General features: G+C 42.2%; 19 protein-coding genes. 4 read left to right on the forward strand and 15 right to left on the reverse strand.

Annotated elements, in window-relative coordinates:
* Positions 1-24: 24 nt before the first annotated feature.
* On the reverse strand, positions 25-318 hold the full coding sequence (locus tag EP57_RS04925; protein ID WP_036084709.1) for a hypothetical protein: 294 nt from the start codon (positions 316-318) through the stop codon (positions 25-27).
* Positions 297-1,172, reverse strand: a complete 876-nt coding sequence (locus EP57_RS04930; protein WP_052167564.1) for an LD-carboxypeptidase — start codon at positions 1,170-1,172, stop codon at positions 297-299. The genes EP57_RS04925 and EP57_RS04930 overlap by 22 nt, the downstream gene beginning before the upstream one ends.
* A gap of 115 nt (positions 1,173-1,287) precedes the next feature.
* Between EP57_RS04930 and EP57_RS04935 the strand changes: the two genes are divergently transcribed.
* On the forward strand, positions 1,288-1,995 hold the full coding sequence (locus tag EP57_RS04935) for a Crp/Fnr family transcriptional regulator (RefSeq protein WP_036084711.1): 708 nt from the start codon (positions 1,288-1,290) through the stop codon (positions 1,993-1,995).
* 45 nt (positions 1,996-2,040) lie between these two features.
* On the opposite strand, the gene EP57_RS04940 is transcribed toward EP57_RS04935, so the two are convergent.
* Complete coding sequence (locus EP57_RS04940) at positions 2,041-4,185, reverse strand: DNA topoisomerase III (protein WP_036084712.1); 2,145 nt, start codon at positions 4,183-4,185, stop codon at positions 2,041-2,043.
* A 509-nt stretch (positions 4,186-4,694) separates the two neighbouring features.
* On the opposite strand from EP57_RS04940, the gene celB reads away from it, so the two are divergent.
* Together celB and EP57_RS04950 are read left to right on the forward strand one after the other, a co-directional pair.
* Positions 4,695-5,981: a PTS cellobiose transporter subunit IIC gene (celB, locus tag EP57_RS04945; protein ID WP_036084714.1), complete on the forward strand. Its 1,287-nt coding sequence runs from the start codon at positions 4,695-4,697 to the stop codon at positions 5,979-5,981.
* Between the two features lie 72 nt (positions 5,982-6,053).
* The gene (locus tag EP57_RS04950; RefSeq protein WP_036084716.1) at positions 6,054-6,767 is read left to right on the forward strand and encodes a GntR family transcriptional regulator; all 714 of its coding nucleotides are present in this window, start codon (positions 6,054-6,056) and stop codon (positions 6,765-6,767) included.
* A gap of 190 nt (positions 6,768-6,957) precedes the next feature.
* Here EP57_RS04950 and EP57_RS17275 read toward each other — a convergent pair whose 3' ends face one another.
* The 10 genes from EP57_RS17275 to EP57_RS05000 all read right to left on the reverse strand — a co-directional run bounded on the left by EP57_RS17275 (position 6,958) and on the right by EP57_RS05000 (position 13,746).
* Positions 6,958-7,083: a hypothetical protein gene (locus EP57_RS17275; RefSeq protein WP_255309230.1), complete on the reverse strand. Its 126-nt coding sequence runs from the start codon at positions 7,081-7,083 to the stop codon at positions 6,958-6,960.
* A gap of 15 nt (positions 7,084-7,098) precedes the next feature.
* On the reverse strand, positions 7,099-7,437 hold the full coding sequence (locus EP57_RS16440) for a hypothetical protein (RefSeq protein ID WP_052167565.1): 339 nt from the start codon (positions 7,435-7,437) through the stop codon (positions 7,099-7,101).
* 211 nt (positions 7,438-7,648) lie between these two features.
* The gene (locus EP57_RS04965; RefSeq protein WP_036084719.1) at positions 7,649-8,281 is read right to left on the reverse strand and encodes a hypothetical protein; all 633 of its coding nucleotides are present in this window, start codon (positions 8,279-8,281) and stop codon (positions 7,649-7,651) included.
* A 16-nt stretch (positions 8,282-8,297) separates the two neighbouring features.
* Positions 8,298-9,785: a T7SS effector LXG polymorphic toxin gene (locus EP57_RS04970; RefSeq protein ID WP_052167566.1), complete on the reverse strand. Its 1,488-nt coding sequence runs from the start codon at positions 9,783-9,785 to the stop codon at positions 8,298-8,300.
* Positions 9,782-10,150: a DUF3958 family protein gene (locus tag EP57_RS04975; protein WP_036084722.1), complete on the reverse strand. Its 369-nt coding sequence runs from the start codon at positions 10,148-10,150 to the stop codon at positions 9,782-9,784. The genes EP57_RS04970 and EP57_RS04975 overlap by 4 nt, the downstream gene beginning before the upstream one ends.
* 1 nt (position 10,151) lies before the next feature.
* Complete coding sequence (locus tag EP57_RS04980) at positions 10,152-10,436, reverse strand: DUF3130 family protein (protein WP_036085098.1); 285 nt, start codon at positions 10,434-10,436, stop codon at positions 10,152-10,154.
* Between the two features lie 142 nt (positions 10,437-10,578).
* Positions 10,579-11,349, reverse strand: coding sequence for an ABC transporter permease (locus EP57_RS04985; RefSeq protein ID WP_036084724.1), 771 nt, complete (start codon positions 11,347-11,349; stop codon positions 10,579-10,581).
* On the reverse strand, positions 11,342-12,277 hold the full coding sequence (locus tag EP57_RS04990) for an ABC transporter ATP-binding protein (RefSeq protein WP_036084727.1): 936 nt from the start codon (positions 12,275-12,277) through the stop codon (positions 11,342-11,344). The genes EP57_RS04985 and EP57_RS04990 overlap by 8 nt, the downstream gene beginning before the upstream one ends.
* 15 nt (positions 12,278-12,292) lie before the next feature.
* The gene (locus EP57_RS04995) at positions 12,293-12,589 is read right to left on the reverse strand and encodes an ArsR/SmtB family transcription factor (protein WP_036084729.1); all 297 of its coding nucleotides are present in this window, start codon (positions 12,587-12,589) and stop codon (positions 12,293-12,295) included.
* Positions 12,590-12,699: 110 nt separating this feature from the next.
* Positions 12,700-13,746, reverse strand: a complete 1,047-nt coding sequence (locus EP57_RS05000; RefSeq protein ID WP_036084731.1) for a WxLIP family cell surface protein — start codon at positions 13,744-13,746, stop codon at positions 12,700-12,702.
* A gap of 262 nt (positions 13,747-14,008) precedes the next feature.
* Here EP57_RS05000 and EP57_RS16445 point away from each other — a divergent pair, with 262 nt between their 5' ends.
* Complete coding sequence (locus EP57_RS16445; protein ID WP_052167568.1) at positions 14,009-16,345, forward strand: GDSL-type esterase/lipase family protein; 2,337 nt, start codon at positions 14,009-14,011, stop codon at positions 16,343-16,345.
* A gap of 52 nt (positions 16,346-16,397) precedes the next feature.
* Here the strand turns inward: EP57_RS16445 and recQ are convergent, their stop codons facing one another.
* Positions 16,398-18,176, reverse strand: coding sequence for a DNA helicase RecQ (recQ, locus tag EP57_RS05010; RefSeq protein WP_036084733.1), 1,779 nt, complete (start codon positions 18,174-18,176; stop codon positions 16,398-16,400).
* Positions 18,177-18,372: 196 nt separating this feature from the next.
* Positions 18,373-21,459, reverse strand: a complete 3,087-nt coding sequence (locus EP57_RS05015) for a SpaA isopeptide-forming pilin-related protein (RefSeq protein ID WP_052167569.1) — start codon at positions 21,457-21,459, stop codon at positions 18,373-18,375.
* Positions 21,460-21,861: the final 402 nt, after the last annotated feature.

Below are 21,861 nucleotides of genomic sequence, written 5' to 3' on the forward strand. Positions count from 1 at the left end.
CATGATAGTTTACGGTATTTTCACTCATGTAAAGCTGTATTTCACCGTGCCTTGTGGCGTTATGTCTTGAATCTCTAGGTTTCGACGCGATATATTGTTTATGTCACCGATTGCTTTAATTATAATGGCGCTTTCTGTATTTAAGTACGATAACATGATTTTTGTATCGGATGGGTGCGTTTCAAAGACAATATCTTCTGATTCACCAATTGCTAGTTTTTTAACCGCTGTTGTTTTTTTTTGCCCTTCAATATATAAAAATATCTTCTGTGTCAGTGCTTGTGTTGTACTATTTTTCACTGTGATTGTGAACTGCATCTCTGCCACTCCTTATCGTTAAAATTACTCCCAAACGGGCAAGGTTTCGCGTTTTCATTATGTCCAATCGCTGTTGTTTTCACGAGAAACTTCTCGTATTTCTGCGTGTAAGCTTGCACCATTTCAGGAACTTCCGCCGCCAAACCCAGTTTTTCCATTTCTGTAAAAGTACCTAAAATAACCCCGTTCGCCTTCGCAAAATAGCCTATTTGATCGAGTTGCGCTAAGTAGGTCGCAATCTTATTCCGATCACCACTCATCGCCTCCAGCAAAACCACCTTGCCAGCAGGGTCTGGCAAATAAGGCGTACCGGCAAGTTTCAGCAAACAACGAATGTTTCCACCAATCACCATCCCCGTCATATCCTTACTTTCCGAAACCATTTCATAAGGAATCGCCGCATTTTCTCCCCTTACAAAAGCATTTTCAAACTGGCGCAATTGCAATTCTGTCTCATTCCCCGCCAAATGCAACACTTGATAATTCCACCCAGCAACCCCTGTTTTCGCAAAAATCGCGTTCAAAACCACCGTCAAATCACTATACCCAACAAACGGCTTCCCCGCCTTCTCAATCACCGCGAAATCCAAATATGACAAAATCTCATTCGCCAAATCGCCTCCCGAAATATCAAAAATTCCCTTGATTTCTGGATTTTGATACATCGCCATCAAATCCGCCGCACGCACGCGAGCCTCTCTATCCTCATCCTCAAAAATCGAAGCCGACCGTATCGTTCTAATCCCAAACCGCTCCAACAACAATTGTTCCACACGCTCTACATCCGCCACACGGTCCCGCGTCCGAGCATTAGAACATCCCACCAAACCAATCACATCTCCATTATGTAACACACGAATCCCCTCCAAATCACCATAAGTGTAGCACATTTCCAGAAAAATTAGTTAGATTTTGTAATATTAGTTTAGGGTATAGGAATAGTAAAGTTTAGATTTAGGAGGGGTTTAGATGTACGCAGGAATGCCAGCTAATGATTTTTCGGCTATTGAAAAAGTTAAAAAGATATTTAAGAATCGGCCAGACTTTCTGGAACATGGCTCGCAGGAACGGATTAAGAAGGGAGAGCATGTCCAGTTCTCGGCGACGCCGTATTTCTTTTTTGTTGAAAGCGGGTATTTGAAATATAAATTTGATAATCATTATGAACATAAATATAGTGTTTTGACGGGGCCTGGCGATTCGATCGTGTTTCCGACCATTGACAATGAGTTGAATAATGAGCCGATTGGGATAGCGTTGACGGATATGGTTCTATGGAAGGTAGAATATGCTTTTTTTCAAGAGGTTACGGCTATGGAGGACCCTAGTAATTCTTTGCTGATTGATCATTTAATCAGATCGCGGCGGCATCTTTATATTAATACGATTCAATCGGGGTTGACGCCAACGCAGCGGGCTTTGTTTAATATGTATCGAATGATGGACATAGGATTTCATACTTCGGCCAGTCAAGTGGAGTTGCCTGAGTTTGTGACACTAGCTTTACTCGCTGATCTAGCGAACATTAATCCTTCTTATTTGTCGACTTCTTTAAGACCATTGCACGAAAGCGGGTTGTTGCTTTCCAATAAACGTCCTTGGGTAATTACGGATGTTGCGAAATTTATTGCGTTACTTAAAGAAGAAAAAATTCCATTGTTGTTTACGAAGTCATAAAAAAATACACGCCCAGTTTGGAGATTTGGGCGTGTATTTTTTGCTTTATTTTAGTTTTAATTTGGCAAGTGCTTCGGCCATCGGGTTATTGAACGGTTCGTCTTCTTGTTTGTTCTGTTTCTTCATATAGTTAGCGACTTCTTTTTTGGAGACGTTTTTGTTCTTCTCGTTGCCGCGTCTGGCGTTGAATGAGGAGAGCTTTTCGCGGTAGCCGCAAGAACATGTGAAAATTTGTTTGTCGCCTTCGCCGCGTAGTTCCATGCGTTTATGGCAGTTTGGACAGCGGGCGTTTGTTGTTCTGGCAACGGCTTCGCGGTGTCCGCATTCGCGATCTTGGCAGACGAGCATCGTGCCTTTCTTGCCTTTGACGCGTAGCATTAGTTTGCCGCAGTCTGGACATTTTGTAGATGTGATATTGTCGTGTTTGAATTTCTTGTCGTTTTGCTTGATTTCATTCACGGCTTTTTTGGCGTAGTCGCGCATTTCGGTAGTGAATGTTGTTTTATCCAGCTTGCCATTGGCGATTTTGGATAGTTTTTGCTCCCAAATCGCGGTTAGCTCTGGGGATTTCAAGTCTGTTGGCACTAGATCAAGCAGTTGGCGGCCCTTAGAGGTAATCATGATGTCTTTGCCTTGCTTCTCAATGGAAAAACTGTTGAAAAGTTTCTCGATGATGTCCGCGCGTGTTGCGACAGTTCCTAGTCCGCCGGTTTCGCCGAGTGTTTTGGCAAGGTCTTTTTTACCGCTCGTCAGGCTCGGGTTTTCCATTGCGGAAAGTAGGGTTGCTTCGTTGAAACGGGCTGGTGGCTTTGTTTTGCCGGTGTGAATCTGGATGTCGCGGACTTTGATTTGCTCGCCTTTTTTGAGTTTGGTAACGGTGTCTGTGTCGTTGTCTTCATTATAGACGGCTTTCCAACCGAGTGATTTCACGACTTTGCCCTTAAGACCGAATGTTTCGTCGCCGATTTTAGCTTGGACAGCTGTTTCTTCGTACGTGAATGGTGCGGAAAGTACGGCCAAGAAGCGTTTCACAACAAGGTCGTAAATTTTGCGTTCGCGGTCGTTTAGGTCGGACAAGCTTGGCGTTTCTTCAGTCGGGATAATGGCGTGGTGATCGCTTACTTTGCTATTATCGACGAACGATTTGTTGGCTTTGATTGGCTTGGATGCTACGGCACGTGCGGGTTTCGCGTAAGGTCCAACACCACAAGCTTCGACGCGTTCTTTTAACGTCGGCACAATGTCATCCGAAATAAAGCGCGAATCGGTACGTGGATATGTCAACACTTTGTGGCGCTCATACAAGGTTTGCATGATATTCAATGTTTCTTTTGCGGAAAAATCATAGCGTTTATTGGCGTCACGTTGCAACTCCGTCAAATCGTACAAGCCTGGTGCATGTGTTTTCTTTTCTTTCACGGCCACGTCTGTAATGATCGCGTCTTTGCCACGTAAGCTCCGCGCCGTTTTCTCAGCTTCCGCCTCATCAAATGTCTGCCCTTTGCTCCACGAAAAACTACCCTGTTCCGTCACAGCCGTTAGCTGATAAAATTCTTTCGGCTTAAATTGGCGAATTTCCTCTTCGCGTTGCGCAATCATCGCAAGTGTCGGCGTTTGCACACGTCCACAAGAAAGTTGGGCATTATATTTTGTCGTCAAGGCACGTGTGGCGTTAATTCCGACCACCCAATCAGCCTCAGAACGGGCTTCAGCAGAACGATATAAGTTTTCGTAAGCTTTGCCTGGTTGCAGACGATTGAAGCCTTCACGAATCGCTTTGTCGGTTACAGACGATATCCAGAGGCGTTTAATTGGCTTTTTGACTTTGGCGTATTCAATAATCCAGCGAGCCACAAGTTCCCCTTCACGCCCCGCGTCCGTTGCAATGATGATTTCACTGACATCTTTACGCGTCATCAAGCTTTTCACCGTTTCATACTGTTTCCGTGTTTGCTTGATTGGCACGAGTTTCATTTTTTGCGGAAGCATTGGCAGATCTTCCATGTTCCACGATTTATATTTAGTGTCATAATTCTCTGGATCGGCGAGCGTGATCAAGTGACCGAGCGCCCATGTAACAATATACTTCGAGCCTTCCAAGTACCCGTTCTTCCCTTGCTTACAACCAAGAACGCGCGCAATATCTTTCCCAACAGAAGGCTTCTCTGCTAAAACTACTATTTTTGTCATTTTAAAATTCCTTTCTGGATTTGAGATACGTTTATTTTAACATAGAAAAGGATTACATGCTCACTGCGTTCACATGCATATTGAGGTTCTAATTCAGCAGTATTCGCTTCATAAGAACCACAACAAGGCTGAAACGGCTCGTTCAGCCACGAAAAAGCTTGGAGCAGGCGCAGCGAAAACCCTCCTTTGGTTTTTGCGGAGGCTGTGAAAGCTTCGAGTGGCTAGATACAGAAGGAAGGCAGTTTCACTACGTTCAACTGCATATTGAGTTTCTAACTCAGCAGAATTCGCTTCGTAAGAGCCACAACAAAGCTAGATCCGGAGGCGCTAAACTTCACTCAGGAAAAGGATTACATGCGCATTGAGATTCTAAATACGACGCCAAACAATATTCATCTTCTTTTTATTGTCCATTCTTTTAAAAATAAAAGACTAGACATTTAAAATAAAATGCGTATAATAAAAACTAGAAAACGTTTTCGCGATTTTAAAAATGGAGGAGTTTTTTCATGAATAAATTTATGGAGTTGCTTGGAGAAAAATTAATGCCGTTTGCAGCTAAGCTTGGCGAAAATCGCTATTTAGGTAGTTTACGCGACGCATTTATGTTAGCGTTTCCACTAACAATGTTTGGCTCGATAGCCGTTGTTCTAATGAATTTGCCGTTTTGGAGCGATTCTACGAAGGAGACGTTACAACTTTATTTGGGAAGTGCGCAAAGTGCAACGATGAGTATTATGACCGTGTTTGTCGTTTTTGGGATTGGTTATGCGCTTTCTAATTACTATAAAGTTGAAGCTATATACGGCGGGGCTATCGCGCTTGCCAGTTTTTTGATTTTAACGCCATTCTTTTTCAATAGTGAAAAGGGAGAACTGATTACTGGTGCGCTTTCGCTAGATCGTTTGGGCGCTAAGGGTATGTTTATTGGTATGATTACGGCTTTCGTTGCTGCTGAGTTGTACCGCTTTTTCGTTGGTCGGAATTGGACAATTAAGATGCCTCCTGGAGTACCGCCAGCCGTTGCTAAGTCCTTTGCAGCCTTGATTCCTGCTATTTTAACTTTATCTATTTTTCTACTTATTAATATTTTCGTGCAGGCGCTGTTTAATACGAACTTGCACGATGTGATTTATACAACAATTCAAAAACCGCTTGTCGGACTAGGTTCTGGAATTGTGCCGACATTGATCGCCCTGTTTTTTGTTCAGGTGTTGTGGTTCTTCGGGCTTCACGGCCAAATTATTGTCAATTCAGTGATGGATCCGATTTGGAATACGTTGATGCTCGAAAATTTAGATGCTTATAAAGCTGGGCTGCCGTTGCCGCATATTATTACCAAGCCGTTTATGGAAGTTTTCACAGTTGGGCTTGGTGGGTCTGGAATGACGCTTGCCGTGGTTATTACGCTCGCCTTCTTTATGAAGAGTAAGCAAAGTAAGGAGATTGGTCGTTTGGCGCTTGGGCCAGGGCTTTTCAACGTGAATGAACCGATTTTGTTTGGGATGCCGATTGTTCTTAACGCGACGATTTTAATTCCGTGGATACTTGCACCACTTGTTGTTACGCTATTTAACTATCTCGTTATGGCTGCGGGCATTGTTCCACCTCCGACCGGAGTTGCCGTTCCGTGGACAGTTCCGATTATTATTAACGGGATTTTAGCAACGAATTCATGGCTTGGCGGCGCACTCCAAGTAGTCGATTTCTTCATTGTCTTCCTGATTTGGTATCCATTCTTGAAATTGGTTGACCGTAGCAATCTTGCTCGTGAAAATGAAGCGACACAGGAATAACTCGCCTTTCTGCTCATCATGCGCTATAATTTGTCTATGTTTGACTAGACAATTAGAAAGAGAGGCGCAAAGATGACGAAATACGAAGAAATCTCTAAAGATATTCGGGACAAAATTCATTCCGGCATCTATCCTCCAGAATCATTACTGCCAGACCAGTTAACCCTTTGTAAAACATACGATTGCAGCCGCATGACGATAAAAAAAGCATTTGATATTTTGGCGATGGAAGGCTTGGTTTACAGACAACGTGGTGCAGGAACTTTTGTGATGAAAAATGCCTTAGCGAACAAGCAGGACGCGAGCTTGCGCGACTATGAAGGCTTGACCAAAATGATGGGAAAAGAACATATTTCAAGCCAGGTTATCGAATTTACGATTAGCTTTCCTAATGCAAAAGTACAAGAACAACTGCTGATAAAAAAAGACGAGCCAGTGTATTCCATCGTACGGTTGCGACTTCTTGATGAGAAACCTTATGTTTTGGAGCACACGTTCATGCCGCTAAATGTTGTCACTGGTTTGAATGAAACGATTTTGCACGGTTCGATTTATGATTATTTAAAACAAGAACTTGGACTAGTTATGAGCGGTGCCTTCCGAAAAATTAATGCGGACAAGCCGTCTGACTACGACAAACTGTATTTGAATTGCGGTGAACATGACCCGGTTCTTGAAGTGGAGCAAGTTGTGTATTCAAAAGATGGACGTCCGATTGAATATTCTCGTTCGCGACACCGTTATGATACGCGAAGTTTTATTATGTTAGATCATCGTGAACCGTGAGAGGAAGTTGGGGTAGCTTAAAGCTAAAAACGACACGATTCTGAAATAATAAGCTTGCTGACCTAAAAAATACGTATCAAAAATCTAAAATTAGATTTTTGATACGTATTTTTCCGATTCTAGCCAAGTACCTTCCAGCTCGCTTAAAGAAAAATTCATCTGGATAAAATTCTGAAACAATAGGTTCTTGCTAGCTAATCATGCCGCTATCCTTGTTATATTCAATAATGCCTGAAATTTTTTCATCAGGACCGTATTTATAAACGACTTTTTCCTCATTTTCGTACTCTTTTGTCATGATAATGAAAACAGCCATTGTGTCACTCCTAATTTACAAATCCCCTGACTCTGCAAGCTCATCAATTAGCTCTTTTTCAAAGGAGTCTAAACGTGTATATTCTTTGAGGGAAGCCAAATCAATTCCCAATTTTTTTAAAGTAGCTAAGGCAAAATCTCCGACTGTATAAAATCCTAACATTTTATCTTCCAATGTTTGCTCTCTTCTTCCAGAAATGTTAATAAGTGCTTGAACTATAGAAGGGTCAGTAATTTTTTTATCAATAATCTCATGCATCGTGTTGTAAAATACGATGGCATTCCCTATGCTAAGATAGTTCTCTAAATCACCTATCTCGTATTGACCATTATTAAGTTTTTCAATTATTGTCATATTAGTTTCCTCACTTCAAATGATTTGTGATGTGTTGCCTTTCGACCAGATGTATTTCTTGCATATACACATCGAATTCCATTTTAAGCCTTGCTTTGGTTATCTTTTTTAATTCGTCAATAATCATTGTGAATACCACTTTTAAACTCGATTAAAATGATCTAATGCTACTACCATAGATAAAATAAGTAGAATACAAATTGCTTTTCATTCATGCAATAAATTGAATATATTCTCCATCAGAAAACGGTTCTGTAATTTCTCCTTGATCTAGCAATTCTTTTTCTCTAGATTGCAGTAAAGATAAAAGGTAGGTGTTGGTAAAAGCGTAGAAAAGAGCGTCCATTCTATCTAAAATTTGGGACTCATCTAAAATCTGCATATTTGAGTTAACAAAACAAATTTTCCAGTCCGTTTCATTTATATTATTTAGTAGAATACTCATTGGCTTTAAATTTATTACTCCGTTAGAGAAAAATTTCTCGATTTTTAGTCTTTCAATAGCTGCTATTAAAAGTGGTAAGTCAAATAACTCTCCACCAACGTCTAAATCATTTTGTTCCTGTATAAACTTTCGGACATATTTTTTTGAATACAACGATGAAAGACGATCTATATAAAAATATATTGCCGCAGAATCTTCTGAGGTGAATGTAGCTATTTGTTGGTGCACTGGTGTATTTTGATGATCCACAACGACCAAATTAAGTATCCAATTATCCCCTACTTTACAAATCTCATGATAGTTGCTATATGGAGGGAGTATTTCTTTTATTATTTCACCGTTGTAGCGTGTTTCTTTTCCTTCATCCGTTAGTAATCTTGCTACTTGTTCCAAATTCATGCTTATCATCCTTTCTCTATTTTATTTGACGAATATAATTATTGGCAAGCAAATTCTCAACTGTAGCATCAATAAGTTGCCCCTTTTTATTGAGTATTTTAGTCTCTCCAGAGAAATATTGAATACCTCCACCGACTCGATCAAACCACGGTGCGGCTTTTCCTGAATCCACATCAAATGCCTTCACAATTTTATATCTGTAATAGCTAGCTTCATCACTATGCAGAGCCAGTGCTCGCTCCTCATATAAAATTCCATCAGGCGATGTGAAGTAAGCATTCTCGGGCTCTCCATAACGGTCGATAATTTTACCTGGCTTCAAATTTTCTTTAATAGGTACCCCTTCAAAGCCATTATTTGGAGGCCAATTAATATTACCAGTATTTTGATCATAGTATTTAGGATTATCATAAACAGCTTTATATTTAAGATACTTTGCTTCGTCGGGCGGATATGCCCAACCTTCAAGTTTAACTTTTTCAGCCGCACTAATTTGTCGTTCGGCATTACTAAAGGCATTCTTGGTCGCATATTTTGTTGTAAATTTAGCTAGACCTAAGGTAGGAACCCCATACTGAGCGAATAATGTTAGACCATCCAGTGAACGCCTAGAAATACTTACTCTCTCTCCAGTGACAGAATCAACACCATAAACAGCACGATAAAACGAACCTACACCAAGCACTTCTCGAAAAACAGTCTCACTCTGCCAATAAATCATTTGTTGATTCACAAAATCAAGGGTCGCTTCCGTACTCATTTTACCATCAATCGTGATGAATCCCGCACTATTTCCTTTTGGAACGTTTGGTGTCAGTCCGATTTCTTCAATTTCTTTTATCTTATCATCGATTTCTTGCTGGCTTGCGTACATTTTAGTGAGCTGTCTAAATGTTTCAGGTCTTAATTTTTCAAGCTGATACATGCCAGTTTTGCCATCGAATTTAAGGTTTTGCTGAATGTCATCCAACGCCTGCTTAATATAATACGCTAGTTCCCCAACTTCATCGAAAAAATTCCCGTGACTCTGTTCGAAATCCATAAATTTATTCAATATATCTTCTTTTTTATGTGCTTCGAAGATTTGTGTGGCTAAATAGTTTAGTTCGGATGCGTGCCCAGTTCCATTAATAGCCGTTAATTGAGAGGTGACGCTTTCCAAACGATTTTCGAAACCTGTTATTTTTTGATTTAAATCATGAATACCATCCACGTCAAGCCTAGAATTAGGTGCCGAATCCACTTGAGAATGGAAATCAGTAATATATTTTTGCAACTTTCTCTCGCTTAAATCAAGCGCTTGCTTAATGGAGGCACAGAGTGGAAAGTAGGCAGCTGCATAGTATTCTTTCGAGCTGGCAATAGCGTCTCCGCTAATCGATGTATCATTAATATAAGCGATAACGGCTTGTTTTACGGCATTTACATACTGTTTCAGTTCCTGATTCGATGCACGCAATTGTTGTGAGAAATGCGTAACTTCCGCAATATCGATGCGAGTCATAAAACCAACTCCTTATGTAACAGTTTCCGTTCCTCTTCCATTTGAGATAAGCTCGATTGAATGGTTTTCTGCTCTTGTTTTAGCTGTTCCCGCGTGTTTTCGATATGTCTGCGTAATTTTCGCCAACTTTCATGTGCTGTGTCTTCCGCATGAAAAGCCACACTTTTGCCATGATTCCCGCGCCAGACATCATGAGCTTGGGCAATAAGGTTTTCTTTTTCACGTTCGATATGCCGAAGTTCGGTTCCTGTGTATTCTAGCTGTATTTGCCGTTGTCTTATAGCATACAGTTCATCCTCTTGTTGCTCTGTCTTTCGCTTTAATTGTTGTAATGTCTGATGAATTTGCTCGCTTCTTAGCTCCATCTTAGCGTACCTCCAGTTGCATTTTCTGCCCAACTTCTCGGTCTTTGGCAGCATAAGCTTCCCCAATTTGTTTGATACGAATAGCGTCTTCCTGCACTACTTTCCCAAATAAATCAACATAATTCACCAAATCGAGTAAAGCCTTCTGACAATTGGTCATAGAATTGCACTGAGTGTAAGACATTGCCGTATTTTTCTTTGTATGGTGGGTCATTCCTGAGACGCTATCTCCGAGTTCTGCCGCGTGATGCATCATCTTTTCTCTGGTTACTTTTATTTGTGTCATATCTCTATCTCCCATCTAATGTTAGTATATACCTCCATTATAAAGGAAAATAATTGCATTGTCGTCTAAAAAATGGGACATATAACATAAACAAAACCACAAAAACCCCACCTACGCCAAAACGCAAATGGGGCTTTTCATCCTAACTTCTCAACCCGCGGCCTCTTTCAATCAAATACCAACAAGCAATATAAAGCACGAGGCTAAATAAAACAAGAATCGCGATGGAAACCATCACGGAAATGTCGGTCTTGCCAAGAAAACCGTATCGGAATCCGGAAACCATGTAAACAATCGGGTTTACTTTGGAAACGGCTTGCCAAAATGGTGGTAACATCGAAATGGCGTAAAATACGCCGCCAAGATACGTTAGTGGCTGCAAAACGAAGGTCGGAATAATCGACACGTCGTCAAAGGAACGCGCGAAAAGACCGTTTAGCAAACCTGCTAACGAGAACAGAATGGCTGTCATGAGCAATGTAATAACAACAATCAACCATGAGTGTACGTAAAGCGGTACGAAGAACAAGGAAACAACCGTGACAAGCGCACCAACGAGAACGCCTCGGCCAAGTCCACCGATGACGAATCCCCAAATGATAACGTGTGTTGGCACTGGGGCAATTAGTAATTCCTCAATATTTTTCTGGAATTTTTGCGAGAAGAAGGAGGAGGCTACGTTGGAATACGAGCTTGTGATAACGGACATCATGATAAGTCCGGGTACGATGAATTCCATGTAAGAGAATCCGCCTACTTGCCCGATTCGGCTGCCGATTAGGTTTCCGAAGATGACAAAGTAAAGCATTGTTGTGATGACTGGCGGTACTAGCGTTTGGACCCAAATACGCATGTACCGGTTTGTTTCTTTGACTGCTAGGCTTTTTAAGGCCGTGAAATAAAGATTAGACATTTTTCCCCTCCACTTGATGTGTGTCTTCTGTGATTTTCAAAAATAGTTCTTCTAAACGATTCGACTTGTTGCGCATCGAAAGAACTTGTATCCCTTGTTTCGTGAGCTGTTCGAAAAGCTCGTTGACGCCTTGATTTCGCTCAACTTCAACGGCAAGCGTTAGATCGTCTTCAAATTCATATTTATACCCTGCAATCTCTGGTTTTGTGCTGTATGGCGCGAGGTCAAAGATGAATGTCTCAAACTGCAATTTTCCTAAAAGTGCTTTCATGCTAGTGTTTTCAATGAGTTCGCCGGATTGAATAATTCCGATGTTGCGGCAAAGCATTTCGGCTTCTTCGAGGTAATGCGTTGTTAGGATGATCGTTGTGCCTTTCATGTTTAATTCTCTTAGGAAATCCCACATTTCGCGTCTTAATTCGATGTCTACGCCGGCTGTTGGTTCATCCAAAATAAGTAACCGCGGTTCATGCATCAAGGCGCGGGCAATCATCAATCGCCGTTTCATCCCGCCTGAGAGCATTCGTGCGCGAACATCTCGTTTTTCCCATAGGTTTGATTGTTTTAAGTATGTTTCGCTACGTTTTAGTGCTTCTTTTCGAGAAACGCCGTAGTAGCCAGCCTGATTAACGACAATTTGTTGGACTGTTTCGAACGGGTTGAAGTTGAATTCTTGAGGCACCAAGCCAATTTGTTGTTTTGCGCGGACTAAATCAGTATCGATATCGTAGTCGAAAACTTTTACTTTGCCCGATGTTTTGTTGACAAGTGATGTGATAATCCCAATCGTTGTTGATTTTCCGGCGCCGTTTGGACCGAGTAATGCGTAAAAATCGCCTTCTTCTACGGTTAAATTAATGCCGCGTAATGCTTCAACGCCAGTCGCATATCTTTTTTTCAAGTCTGTTATTTCGAGTGCATATGTCATTTAATAACTATCCCCTTACTGTGTATGATTCTGTTCTTTATTACTGGAAAGTAGCTGGGTCATGGAATCCATAAAATCGCTTATAAAGTCCTCCCGTAACGTGTAATAGTGCCATTGACTTCGTTTTGTTACCGAAACTATTTCCGCCTTCTCCAATGCCTTCATGTGATGCGAAAGCGTTGGTTGCGTGAAATCGAAGTGCTTCAACACATCGCACGCGCACAAACTACCAGACGAAAGAAGATCAATGATTTTCATTCTTTTAGGATCAGCTATAGCCTTAAGCACCAATGAGGTTCTTTCATAGTCCATTTTCATCCCTCCTCGTATATCAATGGCTACCTATGTTTAATATAGATTATCATAAATGTACGAACAAGTCGAATAAAAAAGAAGCCCTAATTCAGAGCTTCTTCGCCTGCTTATTTCTTGTCTTCATCCTTATCTTTTTTCGAACGTTTTCCTAACCAGAATGCTAAGAAAATAAGTAAAATTACTGCTAATGCTCCGCCGGCAATGTACCACCAAGTATAGTCTTTTTCAAGGTCTACTGCGGTTTCGTTATATTTCTTAGCGTCATCGCCTTTGATGGTGAATTCTTCGTCCCATTTCCACGTTTTATCGCCGGATGTTGCGACCATTTTCAGACGATATTTCCCGGCTTTTAGTGGCTGGTTTTCCCAATCAATCGCATAATTAAAATTGGAATTTGGCGCCATTCGCAAGCCGTCACGTTTCGCTTGGTGCAACACTTGGTCGTCGCCTGATTTGTAAACTTTCGCATCAATGGCAAGCGGTTTTATGAGTGTCGCTTCTGGGTTTTGCAGGTTCGCTGTCACTGCGTTGCGGTAATTGATTTGCTGCGCTTTGATCTCGTGCAATTTCATGTCAGGTTCAACGACGGTATCATTTTCCGATAGTTGCACGCCAACCACATACGCGTAACGATTCTTGATTTGCACGCCTTCCCCGCTATCTTTTTTCGCGTCATCGCCTTCTTTTTCAATGAATTGCAAGCCGCCTAAAATAATGCCATCAAACGATTCTGCGGGCATCGTTACGGTGACTTTTATTGTTTTGCTGCTGTTTTTTGGAAGCACGACTTCATCATCCGTTTTTGCAATCGATGAAAATGGCGTTTCTAAGGATTTGTCTAGTTTCGGGTCGGTCTGGCTGTAGTCGACAATCCCGTTATCATTAGTCACCGCAGTGTTTGCGTTGGTTTCAATGGTGATTTCTTTGTCCGTATCATTTTTAAGTACAACTTCTAAATCTTGCTTTTGACCTGGCTTCATGCGCAAGTCGAAATATGTCTTCGTCTTATCGATTTGGTTATCCGGAATAACCGCCGTTACGGAAAAATTCGCCGCCGCTTGTGGGCTCAAAGGGTGGAATAATACCCCTATTAACACGATTGGCAACACGAAAAGTAATATCAATTTCTTCACAAAAACCCAACTCCTCTCCATTCTCTCTTTTAAAAATTTTAAATACCTCCTTTACCAGTACCCGAAGAATCGATTTTAAAAACTAAGAAGGGCTGGTTTTACGCATTTAAGAATGGAAAGGCTTTTTTGTGAACATTGTGTTACAAATGTCTATTTTCTCTTTTTTAAATGGCGAAAAAGAATGGTATTGCGAGTTGAAGTTTCGTATGCTTAGTGGGATCGACAAAAAGAAAGGGTGAAAGTTTTGAAGAAATTATTTACTTGTTTTTGGATGGCATGTTTAATGCTCGCAGTTCTTTTGGTGCTACCATTATCAACGAAAGCAGCGGAAAACGGCTTTATTCCAACAGTAAACATTGTAACAACAGCTGGAGATGTCGTGGCACTGCCTTCTGAAGTACAGCAAGCAGATAGCCGATATCAATTAGCAACAACGAAAGTGCAGTGGGAAAGTATTAATCCTGAAATTTTTAACGACGTTGGGGAACATGCCGTACTCGGAAAAACGGAGGATGGGCAAAAAACAGTCAAAGGTGTCATTCATGTGTTTTCAAAAGCAAAGCCAGTAAATGTGGCGGCGATTGGCGATAGCATTACGTATGGCATGAATGTAGAAAACGTACTTTACAACGCGTATCCGAAACAACTGAACAACCGACTTGGCGCAAATTACAATGTCACGAATTATGGAAACAGCGGGAAAACGTTGCTAGAAGGCGGTAATGATCCGTATATCCGCACAACGCAGTATACGCAAAGTCTCGCATCCAATCCTAACATCGTGATTATCCAACTAGGAACAAATGATTCTAAACCTGCTAATTTTGCAAAAATCGATCAATACGTTGGAGATTACGTAAAGTTAATCAATAAATATAAAACCTTGGCGACAAAACCTGTTGTTTATGTGACGCTACCACCAGTTGTATTTAACACAGCGTACACGATTAACCAAGCAAACATGGATAAAATTTTGCCAAAAATTGTAGAAGCCGCAGAAAAAGCAAATGTTGACGTTTCTATCATTGATAACCAGACCGCAACGGTTGGTGCGAAAGAATTTGTACCTGATAGCGTGCATCCTAACGGTAAAGGCGCTGCGATATTGGCGAACAATGTGTATCATACGATCACTGGCGAACAGCCTGAGTTGTCTGGAAAAGTAGCGGCAAATGCTTATAATACAAGCTATGGCGCGATCAATGCAGTTCCTACAACGGCGGACAAAACATTACTCCTATCGAACATTTCGACAAAAAACTGGGTTTCTTATAAAAACGTGAATTTTGATAAATCTCTAGGGAGCTTACAAATGTCGGCGGCAATACCTTACGATGCGACGTCGGTTGAAGTAAAACTAGATAGCCCAACAGGCCAAACGATTGGAACGAAAGTTTTGAATCGAACTGGTAATGTGAATACATGGGCGCTTAATACCATTCCAACAACGACTGTGAGTGGCACACATGATGTTTATATCATTTTTAGCAGACCTGCTACAGCAACAAATGTGGAGTTAGTGCGTTTAGGTAGTATTGATTTTTCTTATGATGCTGCGAAACCGACAGAAATCATGTCAGCGCAAGACCTTGAGGCTGCGTTAGCAAGTGGGCTTACAAACCTGAAGCTGATGAATAACATTACTTTCACGAAAAACCTACAACTTTCAGACGATACGAAACTAAATCTGAATGGCTACACGATGGACACAGCAAACTATTATTTAAGCAAAAATGACGCAGCAGGAAAACGAATCCAATTTGACATTTTTGGTGGTAATGTCGCTGGTAAGAACGTCTACGGAAGCATTTACAGCGGTACTTCTGAGAACAGCAACTACGGCATGAATATTAATGCAAAAGACATCACATTTAACGGTACACTTTTTATTCGTAATAACGTACTGAATACCGTTGTTACTTTTGATGGCCATAATGTCATTAAATCGACGACTGGCAGTAATGTCTACGTTCGCAACATGACAATCAAAGCTGGCGCGTATTACTACGGCTCTACAGAAGGCGGCGGTTCCACTAACGAAAGCGGTTCAACAGTCATCACAATGGGCGTCGGCAATACCGATAAGAATTTCATCGTAGAGCCCCAAGCAAAAGTCGAGCTATATCCTGGCAGCAAAGGTACAGGTTACGGCCAAAATGCGATTTATGGCTTCTCAAAAATAAGCATTGAAAACGGCGCGAGCTTCACAGCAAACGGTGCCCGTCCAATGTTTCGTACAGAATATACAGCAAAAAATGCGCGTGTCGAAGTGGCGCCAAATGCAGTCTTTGATGTTCGCACTACAGACGCAACAGAAGGCTTCTCATTCAGCTACGGCATTGATTATGTCTTTGATCACGCCATGTATCTGAACTTGGAGAGCCCAACAAAAACAAGCTTCATGTACGCCTATCGCAACAGTTCCATCAGCATTTACGGCGGCAAAATCAGCGCCTGGAATGCAGCAAATACGACGCAAAGCTGGGATTCCGTCGAAGTTTTCCAACTAAGCAACATTCTAAGCGGCAAAAACATGGGCACATTAACAACAAGCTCCGCTGAACTGAAAAACACATTCGGCAGCCTCGCAAACTATGTAAGAATCACGAATCAGAATTAAATAATAAAAGCAGTACCTGGGTTTTAAATCACGCCCAAATACTGCTTTTTCTTTACGCCTGTTCTTGCAATACAGCTAAGAATTCCGCGCCGTACTTCTCTAATTTATTCATGCCGACGCCTTTAATTTCGAGCAATGCGTCTTCGTCTTGCGGTAAATACTCGCACATTTGGCGCAATGTTTCGTCGGAGAAGATGATATATGGCGGCACTTTGTGTCTGGAAGCGAGTTCACGGCGCACCTCACGCAATTCGCCGAACAAACCTTCATCGACATTAATCACCACTTTCGTAACTTTGCGGGCGGTTTTCCGCGTCACTTTCTCTTTCCCCCGCAAAACTGCCACCGCCTCATTCGTCAATTTCAACGACGGGAACTGGCTGTCCGTGTAACTCAAATACTTCTCAGCCGCCAAATAATCAATCAGTTGCAAAACATCTTTTTGCGAGCGGTCTTTCATCAAACCATGCGTCGAAAGCTCCTCGAAATGCCACTGCTGCACTTTCTGATCTTTAGAACCTGTCAAAACTTTGGCAACCATCACCTTGCCGAATCGTTCTTGCATTCGTTTAACACAGGAAAAAACTTGTTGGGCTTCCACGGTAATATCTTGCGCTTCCCGCGTGTCTAGACAGTTCCCGCAACGTCCACAGTTCTCGCCTTCCTCGCCGAAATATTGCACAATGTATTTCTGCAAACAAATTTCCGTGTAGCCGTAGCCCGCCATTTGGCGAAGTTTGGCATACTCATGTTGTTTGCGTTCCTCGTCCATTTCCGACTGATCAATCAAGAAATGCTGAATATGCGTGTCTTGCGGGCCGAAAAGCAAAATACAATCACTCGCGACACCGTCACGCCCAGCACGTCCTGCTTCCTGATAGTACGCCTCAATATTTCGCGGTAAATTATAATGAATCACGTATCGCACATTGGATTTATTAATCCCCATACCAAACGCATTCGTCGCCACCATCACGCGCACATCATCATATAGAAACTTCTCCTGCCAATCATTCCGCTGATTATCAGACATCCCGCCATGATATTTCCCCGTCGGAATCCCTTGCTTCGTCAGCATCTCATATAGCCGCTCAACCTCTTTACGCGTCGCTGCATACACGATTCCCGACTGTTCACCGTTCGTTTTCACATAATCGAGCAAATAACGATCGCGGTCTTGACCTTTCACAACCTGAAACGCTAAATTCTCCCGTGCAAAACCAGTCTGCACAATGTTTTCCGAATTAATATCGAGTAGTTTCATAATATCTTCCGAAACCGTCGGCGTCGCCGTTGCCGTTAACGCAATAATTAGCGGACGCGGATGAATCCGATCCAGCGTATCGCACAGCGTCAAGTAACTCGGACGGAAATCATGCCCCCAATGCGAAATACAATGCGCCTCGTCAATGGCAAACAACGCAATATCCGTCGTATCCACCAATCGCTGAAAGCTCGCCGTATCCAAACGCTCCGGAGCCACATAAAGCAATTTTACCGCCCCATTTTCCGCATCCCAGAGCCGATTATCAATCTCATTTCCCGTCAACGTACTATTAATATAAGTCGCCGCAATCCCCTGCTCATTCAGCGCGTCGACCTGATCTTTCATCAATGAAATCAGCGGCGAAACCACAATCGTCAGCCCATCCAAAACAAGCGCAGGAATCTGATAACAAAGCGACTTCCCGCCTCCCGTTGGCATAATCGCTAACGTATCCTTACGCGCAAATAAGTTCCGCAACACATCCTCTTGCCCATCCCGAAACGTCGAGTACCCGAAACTCTCCTGCAAAACCTGCTGTGATCTGCTCCAATATTGTTCAATCACTTACCAACACCTACCTTTATGTCCCGTACAAACATTTTCTATCTCTCTAGTATACCGTTTTTCGCAAAACAAAAGAAGGCTTTTCGCCAAATACGTTTTTTCAAGACCTTCCAACCTAGCAAAACACCATTTTCAAGCACTATTTCGCAACAAAAAAGAGTACCAGCAAAAATTCATTCACTGATACCCTCATGTTTTATCTTGTTTTCTTCGTTCTATATAAGAATATGGAGCCCATCGCGATTAGCAATAACCCAAGACCGACAAAATCAAGAGGAAGTTCATCACCAGTAAGCGGTAAATTGCTATCTGGAACTGGCGTTACATCCGCAGGAACCACTGGCGCTGGCGGTGTAACAGGCTTCACTGGACTGTTCGGATCATTCGGTGTAATTGGCGCTACCGGGTCAACCGGCGTAACTGGATTAACCGGATCTAGCGGTGGCACAGGCTTAGGAGTCATCGTATTTTCCTTCTCCACACGAACCGGCTCGCTATTCTCACCCTTCAAAATTTCAAAAGTAACAGGCGAATCATCCAAAACATAGCCTGCTGGCGCCGCTGTCTCGACAAAACGATACGTCCCTGGTTTCAAATCCGAAACAACAAGTTTACCATCAGCATCCGTTGTCAATCCCGTTTGCAAAACTGCTCCCGTTTCATCTAGCAGACTGAAAACAGCACCTTCCAAAACGACATCATGATTCGCGCTATCCACTTTCGTCAATTCAACCGAACCCGTTTTCAGCGTATTATCTTTTTCCACACGAACTGGCTCTGTGTTCGCACCCTTCACGATTTCAAAAGCAACCGGCGTTTCGTCCAGCACATAACCCTCTGGCGCGGCCGTCTCAACTAGACTATACTTCCCTGGCTTCAAGTCCGCAACGACCAACTTACCATCCTTATCCGTCGTCAAACCTTCCTGCAACACGGCTCCCGTCTCATCTAAAAGACTAAAAACAGCCCCTTCTAAAACCGTATCATGATTCACACTGTCCACTTTCGTCAGCTCAACCGAACCAGTTTTCAGCGTATTAGCTTTCTCCACACGCACCGGCGTCGTATTCGCACCCTTCACAATCTCAAAAGCAACTGGCGTCTTATCCAGCACATAACCCTCTGGCGCATCCGTCTCAACTAGACTATACTTCCCTGGCTTCAAGTCCGCAACGACCAGCTTACCATCAGCATCCGTCGTCAAACCTTCCTGCAACACAGCACCCGTCTCATCTAGCAGACTAAACACAGCACCGTCCAACACGATATCATGGTCCACACTGTCCACCTTCGTCAGCTCAACCGAACCAGTTTTCAACGTATTGTCTTTCTCCACACGCACCGGCGTCGTATTCGCACCCTTCACAATCTCAAAAGCAACCGGCGTCTTATCTAGCACATAACCACTCGGCGCGGCCGTCTCAACCAAGCTATACTTCCCAGGATTCAATCCCGAAACGACCAGCTTGCCGTCCTTACCCGTCGTCAAATCGCTCTGCAACACAGCCCCCGTCTCATTCAGAAGACTGAACTTCGCACCGTCTAACACGATTTTATGATCCGCGCTATCGACTTTCGTCAATTCCACCGAACCCGTTTGCAGTTTATTCATCGTCTGCGTCACAATCGGCGTCTTATCACTATCCGAAACCACAACAGTAATCGGCGTGCTATCCAAAACATACCCTTCCGGAGCCACAATTTCCGTCACCGTGTACGTTCCTAAATTCATCGCACTCGTCACAAGTTTACCGTCCGCACCCGTCGTACCTTGGAAAACAACAGCACCCGTGCTATCTTTCACTTGATATTCCGCACCCGCAACAGGTTTCCCGAAATTATCCGCCTTCACAATCTCAATACGGCCGTCATATTTCTTCGTCGTCACCGAATTGGACTGAATCGTATTATTATACACTTCCATGTACGCCGAGTTCGGCAAGCTCTCGCCAACCTTCAATTTCTCCACATCGGCTTGGAAGCTCCACTGCACCGAATCATCTTTCACAATATCAACCAGCGTCGTAATCGTCACTTTGCCATCTTCGGCTTTAATATCGAAGCGCGTTTTATCATAATCAAGAATCGATGTCACATGAATTTTCGAATCAAGCGGGTCTGTAATCACCGTTCCCGCAGGAATATCCGCACCATCAAGCAGCGCCAATTTTAGCGTGTAAGTCAATGTATTTTCATCATAGTTAATTACTTGCTTATCCACGCTCTTGCTTAGAACATAACTAGTTCCGTAGTAATCGCTCACTTTCACTGGGAAAACCTTCGTAATCGTAGCCATATTCGAAGCCGTGAAAGTCGCAGTATTAACCTGGTTGCTCATATTCACATCATCAACATCCAACGCATATTCAATAAAATAAGTATCAGTAGGCGCCACATCCCCTAAAACTACTTCAAAATGTCGCGTACTAGCATCATAACTAATTTTATCAGCAAACTTATCCGTCACATATTCAAAGCTAGTAGCAGTGCCATCCGCATCGAATGTCTTCGCCTTCAAAATCCGAATATTATCCACTGTCATTTTGTCCCCAGTAATCGCAGAATTCGTATTGGATGCGATTAATGACGTACCTTCTGGCAACGTATCTGACACAACAACATCATTTAGCTGCGCTTGTCTATAGTTCACAACTAGCTGAAATCTGTTATTCGTCGGCGTTTTCGTATTTAAAATCGCCACACTGTTCTCATCCAAATCACCTTTATACCATTTATCAAAAACAGATCTAACAATCGGATTTCGCTTCACAACATCAGCTGTCACTGCATCGTTTTTCCCCGCATAAGCCACTGTAAATGTTTGCGTATCGTGATGCACATCACCAATCGTCAAAATCGGTGCACCAAACTTCACTTGGAAAATACCATTAAAAGCATCATTCGAATCAATCAAAGAAGTATCCACAGAAAAAGACAAAATATAATTGTCTGCATCCGTCGTCACATTTTCCAGTTTAAAAGGTAGCGGAACAGCCAATTTCGTCGTGAAATCAGAAGCATCATACACGATATCTTTAGGAATCGTCACCTTCACGTCCCCATTTGCCGCCGTAAAAGCACCCGCACTTCCTGAAATATTGATTTGCAGTGTCACACTCTCACGGTTTGAAATTTCACCCGTTGGTACTGAAATCGATGTTTTAATACTATCCGTAGAACTAGGCGCAGCAGCAGCTCTTGGCGAAATAATCACCGAACTAACCAACTGCAAAATCATTACTAAAGTCATCAATACGATTAAATATTTTTGTTTATTTTTCATTGCTTGTCTCCCCGTCTTTTGTATTGTTGATAGAATCGTTTTTAGGCGCGTTAAATATAAACCACTACTTATATTTATACACGAAAAAATTATGACGCCTCCTTAATAATTTCCTTATTTTTGGTATTTCTTGTTTACGATTTCAAATTCTATCACACCAATATTCATGTTGCAAAGAAGGGATTGACAAGGGTTTCCGGCCTCTGAATTTTATTCCAAAAACAGTTAAATATTATACTAATTCACTATAAAAACGTGATGTTTTATACATAAATATTGTTTTTGTGAATGAATAATCTGTTAATTATACGAATATATTCGATATTCATAGCGAGTTAGGGTTAAATATGCTAGACTTTTTTACATTTAGTATGTTTTTGTTTGTCGAAATTATGAATTTTA

The organism is Listeria booriae, from assembly GCF_000766865.1.
Taxonomy (GTDB): Bacteria; Bacillota; Bacilli; order Lactobacillales; family Listeriaceae; genus Listeria_A; species Listeria_A booriae.